20 protein-coding genes and 1 other annotated feature are annotated in these 18,451 nt (G+C 32.5%); of the genes, 1 reads left to right on the forward strand and 19 read right to left on the reverse strand.

All coding sequences use genetic code 11. The features are described 5' to 3' along the window. Positions 1 to 39: 39 nt before the first annotated feature. The 9 genes from DFR80_RS00365 to DFR80_RS00405 form a co-directional block, all read right to left on the reverse strand. Positions 40 to 240, reverse strand: coding sequence for a cold-shock protein (locus DFR80_RS00365; RefSeq protein WP_208107116.1), 201 nt, complete (start codon positions 238 to 240; stop codon positions 40 to 42). Between the two features lie 289 nt (positions 241 to 529). Further along, complete coding sequence (locus DFR80_RS00370; protein WP_013406635.1) at positions 530 to 733, reverse strand: cold shock domain-containing protein; 204 nt, start codon at positions 731 to 733, stop codon at positions 530 to 532. A 169-nt stretch (positions 734 to 902) separates the two neighbouring features. Continuing rightward, entirely contained in the window at positions 903 to 2,183 is a 1,281-nt protein-coding gene (locus tag DFR80_RS00375) for an MFS transporter (RefSeq protein WP_114488874.1), read from the reverse strand. Positions 2,184 to 2,262: 79 nt separating this feature from the next. Then, positions 2,263 to 3,102, reverse strand: coding sequence for an alpha/beta fold hydrolase (locus DFR80_RS00380; protein ID WP_158537661.1), 840 nt, complete (start codon positions 3,100 to 3,102; stop codon positions 2,263 to 2,265). Next, complete coding sequence (locus tag DFR80_RS00385; RefSeq protein ID WP_114488876.1) at positions 3,092 to 3,451, reverse strand: triacylglycerol lipase; 360 nt, start codon at positions 3,449 to 3,451, stop codon at positions 3,092 to 3,094. Before DFR80_RS00385 ends, DFR80_RS00380 begins: the two co-directional genes overlap by 11 nt. Positions 3,452 to 3,483: 32 nt before the next feature. Further along, positions 3,484 to 4,674 carry a serine hydrolase gene (locus tag DFR80_RS00390; RefSeq protein WP_114488877.1) on the reverse strand — a complete coding sequence of 397 codons (1,191 nt, stop codon included), beginning with the start codon at positions 4,672 to 4,674 and terminating at the stop codon, positions 3,484 to 3,486. 66 nt (positions 4,675 to 4,740) lie between these two features. Further along, positions 4,741 to 6,381 (reverse strand): methionine--tRNA ligase, encoded by a 1,641-nt coding sequence (gene metG / locus DFR80_RS00395; protein WP_114488878.1) that lies wholly within the window; start codon positions 6,379 to 6,381, stop codon positions 4,741 to 4,743. 104 nt (positions 6,382 to 6,485) lie between these two features. Next, positions 6,486 to 6,740: a binding site (T-box leader), on the reverse strand. Positions 6,741 to 6,875: 135 nt separating this feature from the next. After that, positions 6,876 to 7,946: an IS30 family transposase gene (locus DFR80_RS00400; RefSeq protein WP_114488879.1), complete on the reverse strand. Its 1,071-nt coding sequence runs from the start codon at positions 7,944 to 7,946 to the stop codon at positions 6,876 to 6,878. 76 nt (positions 7,947 to 8,022) lie between these two features. After that, complete coding sequence (locus DFR80_RS00405; RefSeq protein ID WP_114488880.1) at positions 8,023 to 8,643, reverse strand: DUF1349 domain-containing protein; 621 nt, start codon at positions 8,641 to 8,643, stop codon at positions 8,023 to 8,025. Positions 8,644 to 8,817: 174 nt separating this feature from the next. Between DFR80_RS00405 and DFR80_RS00410 the strand changes: the two genes are divergently transcribed. Then, entirely contained in the window at positions 8,818 to 9,045 is a 228-nt protein-coding gene (locus tag DFR80_RS00410; RefSeq protein ID WP_199505739.1) for a recombinase family protein, read from the forward strand. Between the two features lie 282 nt (positions 9,046 to 9,327). Here the strand turns inward: DFR80_RS00410 and DFR80_RS00415 are convergent, their stop codons facing one another. From DFR80_RS00415 to DFR80_RS00460, 10 genes are all read right to left on the reverse strand, one after another. Beyond that, positions 9,328 to 9,600, reverse strand: a complete 273-nt coding sequence (locus tag DFR80_RS00415; protein ID WP_114488882.1) for an HPr family phosphocarrier protein — start codon at positions 9,598 to 9,600, stop codon at positions 9,328 to 9,330. 180 nt (positions 9,601 to 9,780) lie between these two features. Then, the gene (locus tag DFR80_RS00420; RefSeq protein WP_114488883.1) at positions 9,781 to 10,437 is read right to left on the reverse strand and encodes an HAD family phosphatase; all 657 of its coding nucleotides are present in this window, start codon (positions 10,435 to 10,437) and stop codon (positions 9,781 to 9,783) included. A gap of 26 nt (positions 10,438 to 10,463) precedes the next feature. After that, entirely contained in the window at positions 10,464 to 11,405 is a 942-nt protein-coding gene (locus tag DFR80_RS00425) for a carbohydrate kinase (protein ID WP_114488884.1), read from the reverse strand. A gap of 41 nt (positions 11,406 to 11,446) precedes the next feature. After that, the gene (locus DFR80_RS00430) at positions 11,447 to 11,836 is read right to left on the reverse strand and encodes a VOC family protein (RefSeq protein WP_114488885.1); all 390 of its coding nucleotides are present in this window, start codon (positions 11,834 to 11,836) and stop codon (positions 11,447 to 11,449) included. A gap of 83 nt (positions 11,837 to 11,919) precedes the next feature. Further along, positions 11,920 to 12,969, reverse strand: a complete 1,050-nt coding sequence (locus tag DFR80_RS00435) for an NAD(P)-dependent alcohol dehydrogenase (protein WP_114488886.1) — start codon at positions 12,967 to 12,969, stop codon at positions 11,920 to 11,922. A 48-nt stretch (positions 12,970 to 13,017) separates the two neighbouring features. Continuing rightward, positions 13,018 to 14,007, reverse strand: a complete 990-nt coding sequence (locus DFR80_RS00440; RefSeq protein ID WP_114488887.1) for a LacI family DNA-binding transcriptional regulator — start codon at positions 14,005 to 14,007, stop codon at positions 13,018 to 13,020. A gap of 80 nt (positions 14,008 to 14,087) precedes the next feature. Beyond that, entirely contained in the window at positions 14,088 to 15,029 is a 942-nt protein-coding gene (locus DFR80_RS00445) for an ABC transporter permease (protein WP_199505740.1), read from the reverse strand. A gap of 1 nt (position 15,030) precedes the next feature. Then, positions 15,031 to 16,533: a sugar ABC transporter ATP-binding protein gene (locus tag DFR80_RS00450; protein ID WP_114488888.1), complete on the reverse strand. Its 1,503-nt coding sequence runs from the start codon at positions 16,531 to 16,533 to the stop codon at positions 15,031 to 15,033. Between the two features lie 72 nt (positions 16,534 to 16,605). Next, entirely contained in the window at positions 16,606 to 17,553 is a 948-nt protein-coding gene (locus tag DFR80_RS00455; protein ID WP_199505741.1) for a sugar ABC transporter substrate-binding protein, read from the reverse strand. A gap of 155 nt (positions 17,554 to 17,708) precedes the next feature. Further along, positions 17,709 to 18,194, reverse strand: coding sequence for a hypothetical protein (locus DFR80_RS00460; protein ID WP_114488890.1), 486 nt, complete (start codon positions 18,192 to 18,194; stop codon positions 17,709 to 17,711). Positions 18,195 to 18,451 lie beyond the last annotated feature (257 nt).

The following is an 18,451-nucleotide window of genomic DNA, read 5'->3' on the forward strand; positions in this document are numbered from 1 at the left end:
GAATGAACAGAGCCTTAAATTCATAAAACTATTTATGCTTTATAATTTAACGATATTAGCAGCTTGTGGGCCGCGATCGCCTTCTACGATTTCAAATTCTACTTCCTGACCTTCTTCAAGGTTTTTGAAACCTTCTTCTTCAATAGCTGAGAAGTGTGCGAACACGTCGTCTCCGTCTTCTCTTTCAATAAATCCAAAACCCTTTTTCCCATCAAACCACTTAACTGTTCCTGTGTAAATCATTAAATAAATTCCTCCTAATTAATAACGATGGAAATCGAACTTGTTTTTTCTCCATCTACTACAGTGTAGCATCCTTAGATGCTTCTGTCAACCTTTATTTTAAATTACATTTGAATATCTCTAAATTTCTCTTTTATAGACCGGTATTTAGCCGCTCAAACACTTTTTGTATTCTAAATTACAATTTTAAATCCTATTTTTGAATCCGGTAAATAAAGTTAATAGTTTAGAAAAGCTCTGTCCAATTAAATGAACAGAGCCTTAAATTCATAAAACTATTTATGCTTTATAATTTAACGATATTAGCAGCTTGTGGGCCGCGATCGCCTTCTACGATTTCAAATTCTACTTCCTGACCTTCGTCTAGGTTTTTGAAACCTTCTTCTTCAATAGCTGAGAAGTGTGCGAACACGTCGTCTCCGTCTTCTCTTTCAATAAATCCAAATCCTTTTTTCCCATCAAACCACTTAACTGTTCCTGTGTAAATCATTAAATAAATTCCTCCTAATTAATAACGATGGAAATCGAACTTGTTTTTTTCTCCATCTCCCATAGTATAGCATTCTGATATACCCCTGTCAAGGATTAACTTGAATTATTTTAAAATTATTTAGTTTTTCTCTTTAATTCTCTATTTTTCTATCTTATATAATAGTAAGTTAATGTCTGTATTCCGGCGGTGTAGCCAGATAAGAAATAATCACAGAAGCCAGTGGTAAAATTAAAACCATTAATAAAATTTCTCGATAACCATTAAAATGATCAAAGGCCAGCCCAAAAGGTAGTGGTCCTAAAGCTGAACCAATAACCATTGCCGTAGAAAAGAACCCCCTGATACTACCCAGGTGCTTTTTACCAAAATAATTTGGCAGAATAACTGAAGTGCTGACTCCATCAAAGGCCATAAAGGAGCCGTGAACCACCGCATAAATTAAAAAGGCACTCCTACTGTCAGCTTTGATCAGCAAAAATACTGCTGCCACCAGCAGCACAAAATTAAGAGCTTTAATTATACTGGCCTTAAATCGATCTAAAAAATACCCCCCTAAAAATGTAAGAGGAAATTTGACTACTGAAGTAATACTTAAAATGTAGGCAGCAAAAGCTGCATTAAAATTCTTTTCGCCAATAATTGATACCATATGGAAGGTCATACCTGTATTAACCATGGAGGGTACAACAATAATAAAAATTAACATCCAGAATTCTTTGGTCTTCATTGCCTGTTTTAATGTCCAGGGATCATTACTGATATGTACCTGAGGTGCAAATTTTTCACTGACCCTGTCTTCTTCCTCTTCCTCAAGACCATCTATTTTTAAGCCGATATTTTCCGGTCGGTTGCGGACAAAAAACCAGCCCAGAGGTGCCATAATTAAAAATAAGGCCAGAGTCCAGAAGCGCCAGGCATTACTCAGACCAAGGGTGTTAATCAAATAGTTATTTAGAGGTGGAATAACAGCAGCACCAATAACTCCCCCGATTCCCATAATACTCATTGCCAGTCCTCTTTTTGATCTAAACCAGTGCGGCACCAGAGTCTGCGGCCACAAGCCAAGTGAGCCCTGACCAAAAAATCTCATTAGAAAAAATCCGATTAGAAGCATTACCGGCGTAGAAACAAAACTCATCCAGACTGCTGCCAGTCCGAGAGAAATTGAAATAATCACAATCATTTTGCGGTGGCCAAACTTATCAATATTTTTTCCCATAAAAGTTAAAATCAGGCCGGAAACTAAGGTCCCTGCAGAGTAAAGGGTTGAAACCAGTGAGCGGCTCCAGCCAAAGTTTTCTATGTAGTGATCAATAAATATGGAAATGGAATAAGTCTGTCCCGGACCACTAAAAAAATAGGCCAGAGCAGCCATTATTAAAACTATCCATCCATAATAAAAATTAGTCTTAATTGGTTCCTTTTCTTTCTTTAAATTTAAATTCATAAATAATAATCTCTCCCTGTCTAATATAGTTTCTGCAATAAACTATATCATCTTAAGAAAAGATGTCAATTGAATAATATTAGTCTAAAAATTCAAGCAGCTTTCTATTTCTTTTTTCGCTGCTGCTGCCGATCCAGATTAAATGGCCCCAGAAATCATCAGCATATATTTCTGATCCTTTAATATTTGCTACCGCATATTCTGCATGTTCAAAAGAAACTGACTTATCATATTTACTGTGCATAACTAAAGTAGGGACTTCTATTTTCTGCAGTACTTCCTTTTCTGTCTGATGCTCCAGATCATAAATGAAACCATTATCTGAAGCATAGCGGTTTATCATTTTAACTAATTCTTTTATATCAGAGCTGTCCATTTGATTTAAAATTTCTTTTTTCGAAAGAGTTGAGAACTGAGGTAAAAATATTTTTGCTAAAAAATTAGGAAAGTTATTGGCGATCTGACGCAGAATCGACCAGACTAAATGCTGCAGTTTGGGGCTGAAAATAATTTTCCCAACTTTATAATCCAGATCATTTTTTGTCAGCCAGGCTTTGGAAGCGGCTGATTCTAAAACTAATTTTTTAACCCTTGCCGGATAATTAGCGGTCAGATAAATTGCAGTTGGTCCTCCTGCAGAAACACCAATCAGATAAACTTCACCTATTTTTAAGTAATCTAAAAGTTCAACTAGAGAAGCTGCTGTTTCAGCTGCAGTCCTGCCTGCTTCAACATCTGTTCTGCTATAGCCCGGACGGGAAGGGGTTAAAATACTGTAACCGGAATTTAAGAGCGGCTGATAACCAAAACTCTCCTGACAGTTAGAGTGACCGCCGTGCAGATTTGAAATCACAGGTCCTTCTCCCCGCAGAGTATATTCCATCTTTCCCTTTTTTAGTTCAGCAATCTTAGACTCCATTTTTATCGCCTCCATTAAAGCTCCCAGATTCAAGGAACTCAGTCACAAGATCAGCAGTTTCTTCCTGAAAATGAATATCTTTATCTTCAGTGACTGCTAAAAATCTTCTAATTAAAAGTCCTCCGGTACTGTGACCGACAAAATTTATTTTTGCTTCTGCTTCAGATTCTGCAATGATTTTTTCTACTTCTCTTTTGAAAAAAGGCAGGACTGATTTTAATTTTTTAAATGTTAGAGGCAGATTGATTATAACTACTTCAAAACTCCTTTTCTCTAATTCAGTTTTTAAAACAAACATATCTTTTTCAGTTTTAAAATAACCGTGAACCAGAATAACTTTTTTCTTCATCTTTTCTGCCCCTTTATTAAAATAATTCTACTTTAAGGTCCAACTACTGCCGAAATCAACCTGGAGGTTAATTGAGCTGCTTTCTGTCCATCAACTGCTTGCTCTCTGTTATTAATTGTTACCGAAATAGCATAAATATCTGATTCTTCTCTTTTCTGAAGCAGATGTGTAAACTGCAGAACTCCCGGCTCTGAGCCACCTTTATATCCTGCTAAATAATAATTTTTCTGATCAACCAGCCCCGGATTTATCTTTATTTCCGGTGCATCTTTTAACTCATAAATCATCTCAGCCAACTCTTCAGTGCTGAAATACCATTCCAGCTCTTCAATCAAAATAGGTTTATCTCCTACTTTAATATTATTAAGCTCCCGACTGGAAAGCTCGCTTAAGATTTTCCTCTTCTCACTTAAATTTGAATTTAAATATCTTTCTCTTAACTGATCGTCATCAGAAAATTTAAGCATAAAAAATTCTCTGGTCTTTAAAAAAGGAATATTTATATCTTTCAGTCCATCTTCCAGATTTTCTCTCCCCAGAAAATCTATTAAGTGATCTGTGGCTGTATTATCACTCTGAGAGATCATTAAATTACTTAAACTTCTCAAAGTCAGCGGTGTACCAAGAGACCAGCTCTGTAATATTCCGGATGGAAGAGATCTATTTTCAGCTCCTAACTCTACAATATCACTCCAGCTTTTGTCGCTATCTTCAATTTCTTCATATAATTTTTTCAGAACATGTAATTTAAAAGTAGAACCAACTGCCATCAATTTTTGTTCATTATATGAAAGAACTTTTACTTGATTATTTTTAATTACTGAAACTGATAGCTCACCTGGAAGTTCCTTTAGTTCTGCTAAAATAGTATCTAAGTTATCTTCAGCCAGACTGTAGTTCCCAAACCAGAGCCCAATAATCTTCCCTTCTTCATTTAAAGTTATTTGAGCCGGGGCTGTTCCTTTTTCAAACTGCAGACTGTAGCCATTTTCAGTTTTTTCTGCTGCTTGAACAGCACCAAGTGCACTTCCATACTGATTAACAATTGCTTCAATCTGAGTTAGAGAAACCTGTTCTAGAAAAGAATCTGCAAAAAGAGATTCCAGGCTTGCTGATTCTTTTCTGAAAATATCTTTTAAAACTTCTGCTTCCGAAGCTGCTTGAACACCAAGAGAGATAAATAAAAGTAAAACTAAAATCAAAATGACTAAATTAACTTTCATTAAAGCTCACCTCACATTTATTTTCTTATTAACTATATTAGACTTATCTTATTTTTTACCTTTATTTCAATCAACTTTTGCTTTTGATTTAGCTTTTAACTTTTCTCTTTCAATTTCAATCTGCTTTTTATCAATTCTCTCAAATAATATTTCTGACTCATTTATTTCTCTACCTGCTTTTAGTTTCAAATAATTCCAATCGGCTGCTTCCAGATTTAAAATCTCAGTGACCTTTACTGTACTAAAAGGTAAAAAGGGTTGCAGTAGATTTCTTAAGTTAGCAATTGCTGCTGTACAGCTGTAAATTGTTTCTCTGCACTTAACCTGATTATCTTTCCGGCTAAGCCAGGGTTCTTTTTGATCAAAGTACTTATTTAAATCTCTGATCAGACTAAATATATTTTCCAGCGCCTCTTTAAACTCTGTATTTTCAATTCTTTCTCCAGTTTTGCTGTAAATACTTTTTAATTTATCAGCTATCACCGGGTCAATTTCTGCGTCCGGTATTTTACCGGCAAAATATTTCTCAATAAAGACTAAAGTTCGATTAACAAAATTACCAAAAGCGGCCAGCAGTTCCCCATTATGATTATTGATAAACTCCTCCCAGGAAAAGTTGCTGTCTCTTTTTTCAGGTCCATTAACTGTCAGGTAATAACGGATAGAATCAGGATTATAATTTTTTAGATAATCCTTAACCCAAACTGCCCAGTTTTTACTGGTCGATAATTTTCGGCCTTCAATAGTTAAATATTCACTGGAAACTATATTTTGTGGTAAGTTAAGATTACCCTGAGCAGCCAGCAGTGAAGGCAGAATTATTGTATGGAAGGGTATATTATCTTTGCCGTGAATATAATAAGATTTACTTTCCTCCTGCCAGAATTCTTTCCAGTCAGCATTATTTTCTAAAGCCCATTTTTGACTGGCTGTTAGATAGCCGAGTACAGCCTCTACCCAGACATAGATTTTTTTCTGGCTGTAATTTTTAAGTGGAACTTTAATTCCCCAGTCCAGATTACGGCTGACAGCTCTATCTTTTAAACCCTCTGCCAGGTATTTTTCAGTTAATTTAACTGCATTATCACGCCAGACATCTCTCTTCTGCAGCACTTTTTCAATTTTGGATTCAAGTTCTGATAAAGCCAGGTAAAAATGCTCAGTTTCTTTAACCTCTGCTCCGCTCCCACAAATTTTACATTTTTTATCCTTTAATTCAGCTGCTTCGATCATTGCTGAACAGCTTTCACACTGATCACCTCTTGTGGGCTCTCCACATTCCGGACACCTGCCAAGAACATAGCGGTCAGCTAAATACTGATCACATTCTGAGCAGTAAAGCTGTTCAACTTTCTTTTCGTAAATATATTCATTCTGATAGAGTTCATTAAAAAATTCTTTTACTTTTTGATGATGAAAAGAATCATCAGTTCTCATATATAGGTCATAAGTAAAACCCAGTTTTTCAAATGAATCTTTAAACTCTCTGTGATAATTATCTGCAATTTCTTTCGCCTCAACATTTTCCTCTTTTGCTCTCAAAGCTATAGGTGTTCCATGACAGTCACTTCCGGAAACATAGAGCACCTGTTCTCCTTTTAATCTATAATATCTGGCTAAAATATCACCAGGCAGCAAACTTGCTAGGTGGCCTAAATGCAGAGAACCATTGGTATAGGGCCAGGCACCACCAATAAATATAGTCATTTTAATACCCCTTTCAATTTTGAATGTTTGTGATCTATAAAACTCAAATTAACTTTACTTTTTTCTGATATTAAAACAAAAAACTCCCACCCCCTAGTAAAATACTAGAGGACGAGAGTTGAATTCACGTGGTACCACCTCAGTTTTGCCGATCACCTTACGGCATCAGCCTCAAAGAGTACGACATTAAATGTTTATACTCCGGCACTATAACGGGTGCTCCCGGTGTAATCTACTACCTTTTAGATTTGATACACAGCTCCAGAACCATTTTCAATTGAATCTGCAGTATCCCTTCTCAGCAGCAGGATTCTCTGTAAAAGCTTCCTCAATTTACTCTATTCCTTCTTCACTTTTAGATTAAGTTTTCAAAATTATATTACATGCAATTTAAAAAGTCAAATAATTATTCTTTTTCCCAGTGATTGGTGAATTGCAACATGTAATGCACGATTTTTTTGATTTCTTTGAAATTACCTGTACCTTCAGTATTTCTAGATGCTAAAACTTAGTTTTTCTCTGAATAATTCATCTGAGTTACCGTAGTCAAACATTTTTCTGGGATAAGTATTTATGAATTCCTGAATCTTTTTTACCAGGGTTCTCTTGATCCCTTTGAAACTTGTGCCTTTAGGTAAGAATCTTCGAATAAACCTGTTAGCTACCTCATTTGAGCCCCTCTGCCAGCTGCAGTAGGCATCACAGTAATACTGGCTGGTTCTGGGGATACTGCTGCCTGTAAACGATTCTTCTATCCCCTCATAATCTGCAAATTCTGATCCATTGTCTGTGGTTATCGTTTTGAAAGTCTCTCTAAAATTAACTACCCCAAATCGTCTTTCTATTCTATCCAGTCCTTTTATTACTGATTCTGCTTTTTTGTTAGGTATTTTCTCTATGATTTCCTCTCTGGTCTGTCTTTCTGTTAAGACCAGCAAAAAAGGTTCTCCTTTTTCTTTTATTCCTTCTACCAAATCCATCTCCCAGTGTCCAAATTCTTCTCTAGTATCTGCCTCTTCAGGTCTATCTCTAATTGTCCGACCTTCCTTGCGTCTGGTGGTACTTGCACTTTCTTTTGGCCTGTCTTTTTCTGTCTTATAGTTACCATGAGGCAGATCATCTCTATCTAAATCTAAGATTTCTTTATCTATATAATTATAGATTGTTTTCCAGTGTAATTCCATATCAAACTCATCTGATTCTCTTATATTTTGAGCTACTGCTGCAGGTGATTTATGAGCTTTAATTCTTTTTTCAATAAATTTAGCAAGCTCATCATTTGTACCAATCTTTAAATTGGGGCCTTTGCCTGTTGCATTGTGATCATAGACTTCTTGCCCCTTTTCAGGTGAGTATACCTCTATAATTCTCCATTCATAATCTCTTATTTCAATAGTTCCTTTTTTTACTTCTCGGCTCACAGTTGTTCTATCACAATTTAATTCTCTTCCTATTTCTGCAAAGTTTTTATCCTGTTGATTATATAAATGCTCTATTTTTACACGATCTTTATAAGTCAGGTGTTCACCTTTGCTTCGTTCTGTGTTACAATTATCTTGACACATATTCTGTACCTCCTAATGTTTTTGTCGCTATTAACATTATACAAAAGGTACAGGTATGTGTCTATTTTTTTCTAAATCAAACCGTGCATTTAATTATACAATTTATTTTTTCCCAGTGATTATCATCAATAGTTATTTCTTCAATTATTGCTCTAAAGCTGCTCTTTTTTGGACTGCAGGCATAAACTCCAACCTGAATTTCATCAAAATCCTGATGCAGGTGGGCAATCCGCATCTGCGACCACTTTCTGCCATCAAAGGAATTTTCAATTAAAAAGTCTTCACCTCTTCTGCTGACCCTGTACCAGACTGCATTAATTTCTGAACTAATATCTTCTGTGGCCCAGTCGGAATAACCCAAATTTGTAACCACCGAACCAAGTCGGCTGATTTCCTGATTTTCATATTCTGTAGAAATTTTAATCCAATTTTCCCTGTCCAGTCTGAGCATTATACCACACTGATCATATTTATTTTGAGGCTCAAATTTAAATTTAGCAGCAAAGGAAAAGTCCTCTTTTAAGTCAGTCAGCAGAGCATGCCCATCATCTCTTCTAAAACCATAGTGAGTTCTTTGCCAGAAATCTGTTTTCGGCTCAGTTTCAATCACCAGTGCATTTTCACAATAATATTTTTCCGGTTTGTTCAGCCAGTAGAAATTATCAAAAATACTTTTGTCCATTTTTATGTTTTGCATTTATATCCCTCCATCTATTATAAAAACCTCATATTATTATTTTCTACATTTAACTTTTTAATCCTTCTATTTAATTCATTATCGGTTTCTAGTAAAGAACAAAATCCCGCCCGACAAAAAGATGCTCTTTTGAAAGCTGGAATTGAAGAATTGATCTCTAATATTATTCTAGAATTGCTATCATATATAGCTGAAAAGGAAAGAAAGAAAATTAGGCAACGACAGAGAGAAGAAATTAAGAAAGCAAAAGAAAATGGAGTTAATTTCGGTAGGCCAAAAATTAAAGTAGATGATTTTGAATATTATTATGATCAAGATTACGACCAAGAAGAAATGACTGCTGGCGAAGCTATGAATGAATTGGACATTAGTAAATCGACTTTTTACAGAAGAAAAAGTTAATATAAAAGCAGTTAACTATCTTTATTTTATCTATTGAAGATTATTAAATAATAAATATAGAACCATTATGTTTTATTAATATTATTATAAATATATAAAAGCACTAACTAACCCCTAAATAGAGGGAATGTCAGTGCTTTTATTTAATTAACTTCAATTAATATTGTGTTGTATTAGATTTCAATTTGAGTTGTGCAAAAATATAATTAAGTAAATAATATTTGGACTCTTTAGGCACTAATTTTATTATTAAAGTATTTTCTTTTTCTAAACATCATATTATTAATTATTAGTAGTTTTAGTTTCATCATTAACAAACGCTTTTAATTCTATAACTGCCGTTTTTTCATCTTCACCACTAGCCTTTATCTCAATCTTATTATCTATATCTAATCTTAAGTTCATAACTTCTATAATGTTTTTTGCATTTACTTCTTTTTTATCAAAAGCAATAGTAATGTTAGATTTATAACTAATAGATTTATTGACAAATTCAGCAACATAATGAGCTCGTAAAAAATTATTATTTTTAATTTTTATTTTTTTCTCTATCAAATATATCACCTCTGATTAAAATTTAAAATAAAATCGAAATCTATAATGAATTTTTTTGAAAAAAACAAAAACAAAGTTCAATTTATTTTAAATTTTCTCTTCTATGTTATAAATGAAATATTACTATCTTTTAGAATAAACCTGTCAAATATTTTTCATATTGAAAAACCTAAGTTCTATCTAATTATTTATTTTTTCTAATAATAGGGGGAGTTCAGCCAGGTGATTTAATTCTTTATAAGTTAGTTTTTTCACTTTTTTTGGTACACTAACTATGTCCTCAATTAATACTACATTCATATTAGCTTTATCAGCAGCTAAGATTCCATTAATTGAATCTTCTAGAATTAAAATTTCTTTTTTATTTATGTTCATTTTTTCACAACATTTATTAAAAATTTCTGGATTGGGTTTGCTTTCTTTTACTTCATCTCCTCCAATTATAAAATCAATTTCTCTATTTAAATTAACTGATCTAAGATAAAATTCAATAGTTTCTTTAGAACTGGATGAAGCAACTGCAATTCTATAATCATTTTCTTTCAAATATTTAATAGTCTCATTTAATCCTTTTTTTATAGGCACGCCTTCTTTCTCTATTTTTTTAGCCATAATTTTACATTTTCTTTTTCTCATTTTATCATAAGAAAAATCAGACCCAAATTTATCTTTAAAAATATTTTTTGTAGTATTTATATCTGTGCCAATAAGCTGATCAAATAAATCCTCATCAAAATTATATCCTTTTTCTTCCCCTATATTCTTCCATATCGTTTTAGAAAGTTTCTCTGTATCAAACATAAGACCATCCATATCAAAAATAATTCCTTTAATCATTATTATTACTCCTATTTTAGGTAATTTTATAGTTCTAATTCCTGTACTTCTGCTAATGTAGGTAATGCAGCCATTGCACCACTTACTGATGCTGCCAGCGAACCTGAATAATTGGCAAATTTTAAAGTTTTCTCTAAAAACTTATTATCAATTTCTGTAAGGGTTAAATTTACCTTATTAAAATTGTATAAAACTCCAGACATAAAAGCATCTCCAGCTCCAGTTGTATCTGCTGCATCTACCTTAAAGGCCTCTACAAAACCAAGCTGATCTTTAAAATAATATGAACCTTTACTGCCGCAGGTAATGAATATTACTGGAATATCATATTCAGCTTTTAACTCCTCTGCTCCTTTTTTAATATCTTTTTCCCCTGTCAAAAATTCAAGCTCTTCTTCTGAAACTTTTAAAATGTCAATCTGATTCATAACAGATAAAATCATTTCTTTTGCTTCAGCAAGAGAATCCCAGAGCATTTCCCTTAAATTAGGATCATAAGATACCATCATTTCATTTTTATGTGCCAGCTCTATCCCCTTTTTTGTTGCAGATCTTGCTGGTTCATCAATTAAAGAAATAGAACCAAAATGATAGATCTTATTTTTTTCAAATAATTTGCTGTCAATCTCATCTGCTCTCAAAAATCGATCAGCACTTGGATCTATGTAAAAATCAAAGCTCCTGTCTCCATCTTCATCTAGAGTAACAAAAGTAATTGCTGTTTTTGCTTCCTCAGTTAAAATCAAATTATCAATATTAACCTTTTCTGTCTGTAATTTTTTTGCTAAAAAGTTACCTAAAACATCATCTCCAACCTTACCGATAAAACTAACATCTATCCCCAATCTGCTTAAAGCAACAGCAACATTTGCTGGAGCTCCTCCAGGGTTTTTACGAAAATCCATGTTCTGATCATCTAATGGTGTAAAGTCAATTAAAGCTTCTCCTAAAGTTATTACTCCCTGCATTGAAAATCTCCTTCCCAAATCTGATTAACAATTTTTTCAACTTAAAGCATTTCTGAAAACTCAATTTGTTCATTATTTGGTCCTTTAATAGTAAAAAATTTAACTCCATTTTGCCAGAAAGGCAAAAAATTAATCTCTTTATCTAAAATATCATAATTCTTTTCCATTAGTTTTTTAAATACTTCCTCTACATCATTTACATCTATTGCAATATGATTAATAGATCCCGTTTGAGATAATTCTGTACCCTCCTGATATGTTTCTATAACTAAATTTTTTAACTTTAAAAAAGCAACATCAAGATTTCCAGAATCATCAGTTGTACTAAAAGCCAAATCAAAACCTAAACCTTGATAAAAATCAACTGTTCTATCAATATTAATTGTTGGTATTCCTACATGTTGAATTCCTGAAACTAAATCTCTTAACATAAATTTACCCCCTTAATTATTGAAAATGGTTTACCAATAACATTTAAATATTATTGGTAAACCTTTAATTTTATCAATATTATTTAATCACCAATTTTTATAACTGCTTTAACGACATCCTGCTTATTATTAACACTATAGTCCATAGCTTTTTGAACATCGTCAAGCTCAAAGATATCGGTTACAACACCCTTTAAATCTACTTTGCCAGACGCTACTGCATCAATAGCAATTGGATACTTATGTTTATATCTAAACACTGTCTTAAATGTTAATTCTTTATCCAGAACCAAACTCATTGGTAGAGTCATTTCTCCTGAATTACTATAACCTACCAGAACAATATTTGAACCTTTTTTGGTCATTTCAATACACTGTCTAGTAGTTATTTCAGTCCCAGCTGTTTCAATCGCTAAATCACAGCCTTTACCACCAGTAATTTCTTTAACTTTTGCTACAGCATCTTCTTCTTTACCATTAATAACTCCAGTTGCACCTAATTCTAAAGCTTTTTCCAACCTTTTTTCTAAAATATCAACTACATATACTTCTTTTAATCCCATAGCTTTTAAGGCCATCATGGTTACTAAGCCAATACAACCAGCCCCCATTACTACAGCGGTTTGACCTATTTTTGCATCTCCCTGAAAGGCAGCATGAAATCCAACAGCAAGAGGTTCCATTAAGGCTCCCTCTAAAGTGCTAACATTATCAGGTAACTTAAAAGCTAAATCAGCTTCATGTGCTACATATTCCTGAAAAACACCATCTATTGGTGGTGTAGCAAAAAACTCAACATCTGGACATAAATTATAATCTCCTCTTTTACAGAACTCACATTCTCCACAAGTTTTCCCTGGTTCCAAAGCTACTTTATCACCAACTTCTAAGTGAGTTACATCTTCACCAACTTCCACAACTACTCCACCAGGCTCATGTCCTAAAACAAATGGTGGCTCTACAACATAATCTCCAATTGCACCATGTTCATAATAATGCATGTCAGATCCACAAATCCCTACATATTCAAGTTTAATAAGAACTTCGTCTTTATCAGGAGTTGGAATATCTCTTTCGACAAACCCCATTTCTCCAATGCCTTCCATTACAGCAACTTTCATTTTCCCTTCCATCTAATACACATCCTTTTATAAATTTATTTTTAATATCTTTATTTAATATCAGCAAGATGAACGGATAATTAGTTCATTTTCAAGTCTAACATCTTCAAAATTATTCTTTTTTTCAGAAATACGATTTAAAATTAATTCAGCAGCTTTGATTCCAATTTCATTAATCGGTTGTTTTACCACAGATAGAGGTGGATCAGTAATCGTAGCCCACTCATAATTGTCATAACCAATAATAGCAATTTCTTCAGGAATTTTAATATTTTTTTCTTTAAGGAAGTTCATTGCTCCAACAGTCATTAAATTGTTTGTTACAAAAAGTGCAGTAATATCTGTTGAGTTTATTAATTCCTCAGTTAATTCATAACCACTATCGAATTTAGAATCCCCAATTTTAATTAAATTTTCATCTACTTCAATATTATAATTAGTTAAGGCCTTTTTGTAACCATTTAATCTTTCTGTTGAGGTTGTTAAGCCAGGGAGACCAGTAATAATTCCAATTTTTTTATGACTTTTTTTAATTAAATGTTCAATTGCCTGATAGGACCCTTTTTCGTTATCTACAAGTACGCAATCACCTTGATTAAAGCCATCAGGTTTTCTATCAATAAATACTATGGGATAATCTTCAGATTTCTCCTCCAAATAGCTGTGATCATTTGCGGATGGTGCCATAATTAAACCGTCGATTAATTGAGATTGATAAATTTTTAACTGTTCTTTTTCTTTTTCAATTCTTTCATCAGAATTACTAACAATTAGATTATATCCTTTTTTACTTAAAATCACTTCTATTTCTCGTGCAATTCTTGTAAAAAATGTGTTACTTATGTCAGGGACTAAAAAGCCAATAATTTTTGACTCTTTACTCCTTAATAATCTGGCAGCAGAATTCGGATGATAGTCTAACAATTTCATAGCTTCAATCACTTTGTTTTTCGTATCTTCAGCTACAAATCTTGTTTCATTAATTACATGCGAAACTGTAGCTGTAGAAACACCAGCTTTTTTTGCTACATCTTCCATTCTTGCTTTCATTTTATTCACTTCCATTTCAAAATTTTCTTATAAAATTATAAGCTTATAAATTTAAATAAAGTTTAAATTATTAACTTGCTTTAATCACTAGCTACTACAAATCTTTGGTAACTATCAAATCCAACAGCAAACATTAATACCAGCCCTTTAATAACCAACTGATAATATGTGTTGATGTTCATTAGTACCATACCATTACTTAAAACTCCCATAATCAAGACACCAGCAACAACATTATTAATTTTACCATAACCACCAGTTATACTTACTCCTCCAAGCACAACAGCAGTTAATACATCGAGTTCAAAACCTTTACCAGCAATAGCCTGACCTGAATTAGTTCTGGAAAGCATAACTATACCTGCAATACCGGCAAATAAACCTGATAATGTATATACAAGATATTTTACTTTTTTAACATTGATACCAGAAAGTTCTGAGGCTTCCTCATTACCACCAACAGCGTAAAAATATCTTCCAAAATATGTTTTGTTTAATATAAAGGCACCTACGGCCATTATAACAATCATTATAATTACTGGGACCGGGACAAATCCTACATAACCCTGTCCTATTACAGAGAATGATTCTGGAAATCCAAAAATTGGAACACCACCCGAAATTATGAAAGCCAATCCTTCCAAAATTGTTAGACTTGCTAAAGTTACAATTAAAGGAGGCATTTTAATATTTGCGATAATCCAACCATTCATAAAACCTATCGATGTACTCACAGTTAAAGAAAGAAGTACAGCAAAAACAGGATTCAAGCCTGCTTTAGCCATTAACCAGGCACCTATTATATTTACTAAACTAATTTGAGAACCAATTGATAAATCAATACCACCTAATAATAAGACAAAAGCCATTCCAACCGAAGCAATACCTAACATAGAAATTTGACGTGCTATATTAATCAAATTTCCAGGGTTTAAAAATGCATCAGTAGAAATACTAAAAAATAATACCAATACTATAAGAGCTATATAAATTCCGTATTTTCTAACTTGAGCTAGATCCATCCTAATCACTCTCTCTTTCAGTTTTTGAAGCATAATTCAAAATCTTCTCCTGACTAAATTCTTCTTTTTCTAACATTCCTGTTATTTCACCTTCAGCAAGTACCATTATTCTATCTGACATACCAATCAATTCTTCCATCTCTGAGGAAATAAGAATAATAGTTTTACCTTCTTCTACCAACTGATTGATTAATTTATAAATTTCAAATTTTGCCCCTACATCTATTCCACGAGTAGGTTCATCTAAAATAATTAAATCAGGGTTTACAGCCAACCATTTTGCTATAACAACCTTTTGTTGATTACCTCCACTTAGGTTTTTAACTGTTTGTTCCAGACTAGGTGTTTTTATATTTATTTTTTTTCTGTAATCACTAGAAATTTCCTTTTCTTTTTTCTTATTAACTACAGAATATGAAGATATTTTCTTTAAAATAGCCATGGAAATATTACCTTTTACATCAATATCTAATAAAGCTCCTTGTTGCTTTCTGTCTTCAGGTAATAATGCAATCCCATAATCAATTGCTTCTCTAGGACTTTTAGGGAGAATTTTTTTACCTTTATAAATAATTTCACCTTTTTCTATGTTAGCATATCCAAAGATTAATTCTGCTAATTCAGTTCTACCTGCACCAATCAAACCTCCAAAACCTAATACTTCCCCTTTTTTGACATTAAAGGAACAATCATAAACTCCATTACCTGTTAAATGATTAACTTCAAGTAATATATCATCCTGTATATTACTTTCCCTTGGAGGAAAAGTTTCTTTCAATTCTCTACCAACCATTAAAGTAATAAGCTCATCAACATTAGTTTCATCAGTATTTAATGTTTTAATTTTTTCTCCATCTCTGATAACTGTAACTCTATCACCTAATCTAAATACCTCATCTAATCTATGAGATATATATATAATAGTAACACCTTGTTTTTTAAGTTTATCTACCATCTCGAATAAATGTTTTAACTCTGATTTAGTCAAGGGTGCTGATGGCTCATCCATAATTAATATCTTTGCATTTTTTGATAAAGCTTTGGCTATTTCAACAATTTGCTGATATCCTACTGTAAGATTTTTTACCAAAGTTTTTGGATTTATATCTATATTTAGTTGATCAAAAATTTTTTGAGATTCTTCTACCATTCTTTTTCTATCAATAACTACTCCATTTCTGATAGCATTACCAAGAAAAATATTTTCAGCTACACTTAATTCTCCTACTAAGTTGAACTCCTGATAAATAACTGAGATCCCACTTTCTTCAGATAATTTTGGAGTCATTTCAGAAAACTCTTTCTCTTCAACAACAATCTCACCTTTATTTGGCGAAATTGCTCCAGTACAGGTTTTAATTAAAGTGGATTTCCCTGCTCCATTCTCTCCCACTAGAGCATGAACTTCCCCTTTTTTGACATCTAAAGAAACATTATCAAGCGCTGTTACGCCAGGATATGTTTTAGTTATATTTCTCAATTGGAGTATAATATTATCTTCCATAAATCTAGCTCCCCTCTACTATTTATAAAGACGACTCTATTAATAGAGCCGTCTTATTTTTTGAAAATTTAATTATTCTTGACCATTATAATACTGATCTACATTTTCCTGTGTTACAGGAATTAACTCTCTATAAACATTTTGAGGTACTTCTTCGTCATTAAGCAACTTTTGAATATAACCATAAATTACACTTGCCATTTTTTCAGCATCTCCAGTAATTAGAACAGACATTCTGTTTGCTTCATTATTAACCATTGCTTCTAACTCCTGGTCAGTTGCATCAGCAGCAAAGATACCAAAATCATCAGTTAATTTTCCAGCAGCTTTTACAGCTTCATTAGCTCCAACAGCTCCACCGCCCCCAATAGCAGCAATAACCTTCATATCAGGATATTGTTGTAAGAATGTTTCTGTTTTTGCAATACCTTCAACAGGGTTAATAGCACTTGACTTAGCAACTATTTCTGCATCTGGAGCATATTCATTAATTGCATCAACAATTCCATCTCCTCTTTGCTTTAAAATCTGAATCTGAGGATAAGTAAGTACACCTACTTGAGTTTCGCCCCCTAATTTTTCATTAATCCACTCAGCAGCATGTCTACCAATCATTCTACCAAGTTCATAATTATCAATTACCCAATTCATGTCGGAATTTTCAAGTTTTTCATCCCAGCTGTATACCTTAATCCCCTGTTCCATTGCTCTTTTTAAGGGTTCTTCAACAGCATTCTTTTCAGCTGGATGAACAATCATTACATCTACACCACTAGCAATAAAGTTTTCAATCTGACTTACCTGCTGAGCTGCATTACTTTTACAATCTACAGCTGTAAATTCTCCACCATCTGCTTCCACTAATTCTTCCAGTTCAGTGGCAGTAGCTGCCCAAATTTGATTACTTAAATCCTGAACTGTCATACCAACACTAAATTCCTGAGCTGAAGCCATACCTGTAAGTGAAACTAAAGCAAACAACACTGCAGTTAACACAAATACTGATTTGAAATTTTTCATTAAAAATTCCTCCATTTTTAATAGTTTTAAATTTTGATTTTTTGAATCCTCTTCCCTTAATATACAACAAAAATCATTTAATGGTTATTAACCCTATTTAATTGGTAACTCACCTCCTTTAAATAGTTATTAATAAATATTTGAGTCAAAAAATTCTATATATTATTTTCCATAATATTTTCATGAATAATACTCATGAATTCCTCAAATTCTTTGAAGTATTTTGTTGTGGAAAATTCAATTTCAGAACTTACATTGCCACCACTGTAAACCCTAAAACTACCAGTTAAAAGACAGATATCTAATTCTACACTATCAATTTTATTATAATAAGTCTTCTTCAATCTATAACCAAGTAAATTATCATTTATTTCATTAAATCCCTCTTCTAAAAAGAGAATTCCATATGTAGTTGCAATAATTACTTTGGCTGGTTCATATGGTTTAGAGGAGGAATCACTATCTCCACTAACTTCTTCTCTTTCTATAAAAATAACATCAATAATATCTTTATTATCTACAAATAAAGTGTCATCTTTTAAAACCTTTTTCAGCATATAATGAGCTTCATAACCAGCAGAAAAAATTTCTATTATTTTTTTATCCACTCTTTCTTTAAGATTTTTCATAAAATCTTCCATATAATCACTCCACCTTTAAATATTTTTAGATCTAAAAATAAATCTATTTAATCGTTTGCGTAATCGTTTAAATAGATTATACACTAACATTTCTTAATTGTCAAACATTTTACAAAATTAATTTAATCGTTTGCGTAATCGTTTAAATAAATATAAGATAAATAATCAAATAATTTAAAGAGATTTGTCTAATGATCATTGAAATATCTAAATAGAATTAATAATTATATTTAAATTTAATAACATGTTTTTTGCTA

The sequence above is a fragment of the Halanaerobium sp. ST460_2HS_T2 genome (genome assembly GCF_003337665.1).
Lineage (GTDB): Bacteria > Bacillota > Halanaerobiia > Halanaerobiales > Halanaerobiaceae > Halanaerobium > Halanaerobium kushneri.

What these genes read in the sequence shown, in the direction of transcription:
- DFR80_RS00445 (WP_199505740.1), bottom strand. Translation starts at nt 15,029, where the DNA reads ATGGATCTAGCTCAAGTTAGAAAATACGGAATTTATATAGCTCTTATA.
- DFR80_RS00435 (WP_114488886.1), bottom strand. Translation starts at nt 12,969, where the DNA reads ATGGAAGGGAAAATGAAAGTTGCTGTAATGGAAGGCATTGGAGAAATG.
- DFR80_RS00385 (WP_114488876.1), bottom strand. Translation starts at nt 3,451, where the DNA reads ATGAAGAAAAAAGTTATTCTGGTTCACGGTTATTTTAAAACTGAAAAA.
- metG (WP_114488878.1), bottom strand. Translation starts at nt 6,381, where the DNA reads ATGACTATATTTATTGGTGGTGCCTGGCCCTATACCAATGGTTCTCTG.
- DFR80_RS00390 (WP_114488877.1), bottom strand. Translation starts at nt 4,674, where the DNA reads ATGAAAGTTAATTTAGTCATTTTGATTTTAGTTTTACTTTTATTTATC.
- DFR80_RS00460 (WP_114488890.1), bottom strand. Translation starts at nt 18,194, where the DNA reads ATGGAAGATTTTATGAAAAATCTTAAAGAAAGAGTGGATAAAAAAATA.
- DFR80_RS00455 (WP_199505741.1), bottom strand. Translation starts at nt 17,553, where the DNA reads ATGAAAAATTTCAAATCAGTATTTGTGTTAACTGCAGTGTTGTTTGCT.
- DFR80_RS00440 (WP_114488887.1), bottom strand. Translation starts at nt 14,007, where the DNA reads ATGAAAGCAAGAATGGAAGATGTAGCAAAAAAAGCTGGTGTTTCTACA.
- DFR80_RS00420 (WP_114488883.1), bottom strand. Translation starts at nt 10,437, where the DNA reads ATGATTAAAGGAATTATTTTTGATATGGATGGTCTTATGTTTGATACA.
- DFR80_RS00370 (WP_013406635.1), bottom strand. Translation starts at nt 733, where the DNA reads ATGATTTACACAGGAACAGTTAAGTGGTTTGATGGGAAAAAAGGATTT.
- DFR80_RS00400 (WP_114488879.1), bottom strand. Translation starts at nt 7,946, where the DNA reads ATGTGTCAAGATAATTGTAACACAGAACGAAGCAAAGGTGAACACCTG.
- DFR80_RS00425 (WP_114488884.1), bottom strand. Translation starts at nt 11,405, where the DNA reads ATGCAGGGAGTAATAACTTTAGGAGAAGCTTTAATTGACTTTACACCA.
- DFR80_RS00405 (WP_114488880.1), bottom strand. Translation starts at nt 8,643, where the DNA reads ATGCAAAACATAAAAATGGACAAAAGTATTTTTGATAATTTCTACTGG.
- DFR80_RS00380 (WP_158537661.1), bottom strand. Translation starts at nt 3,102, where the DNA reads ATGGAGTCTAAGATTGCTGAACTAAAAAAGGGAAAGATGGAATATACT.
- DFR80_RS00450 (WP_114488888.1), bottom strand. Translation starts at nt 16,533, where the DNA reads ATGGAAGATAATATTATACTCCAATTGAGAAATATAACTAAAACATAT.
- DFR80_RS00375 (WP_114488874.1), bottom strand. Translation starts at nt 2,183, where the DNA reads ATGAATTTAAATTTAAAGAAAGAAAAGGAACCAATTAAGACTAATTTT.
- DFR80_RS00430 (WP_114488885.1), bottom strand. Translation starts at nt 11,836, where the DNA reads ATGTTAAGAGATTTAGTTTCAGGAATTCAACATGTAGGAATACCAACA.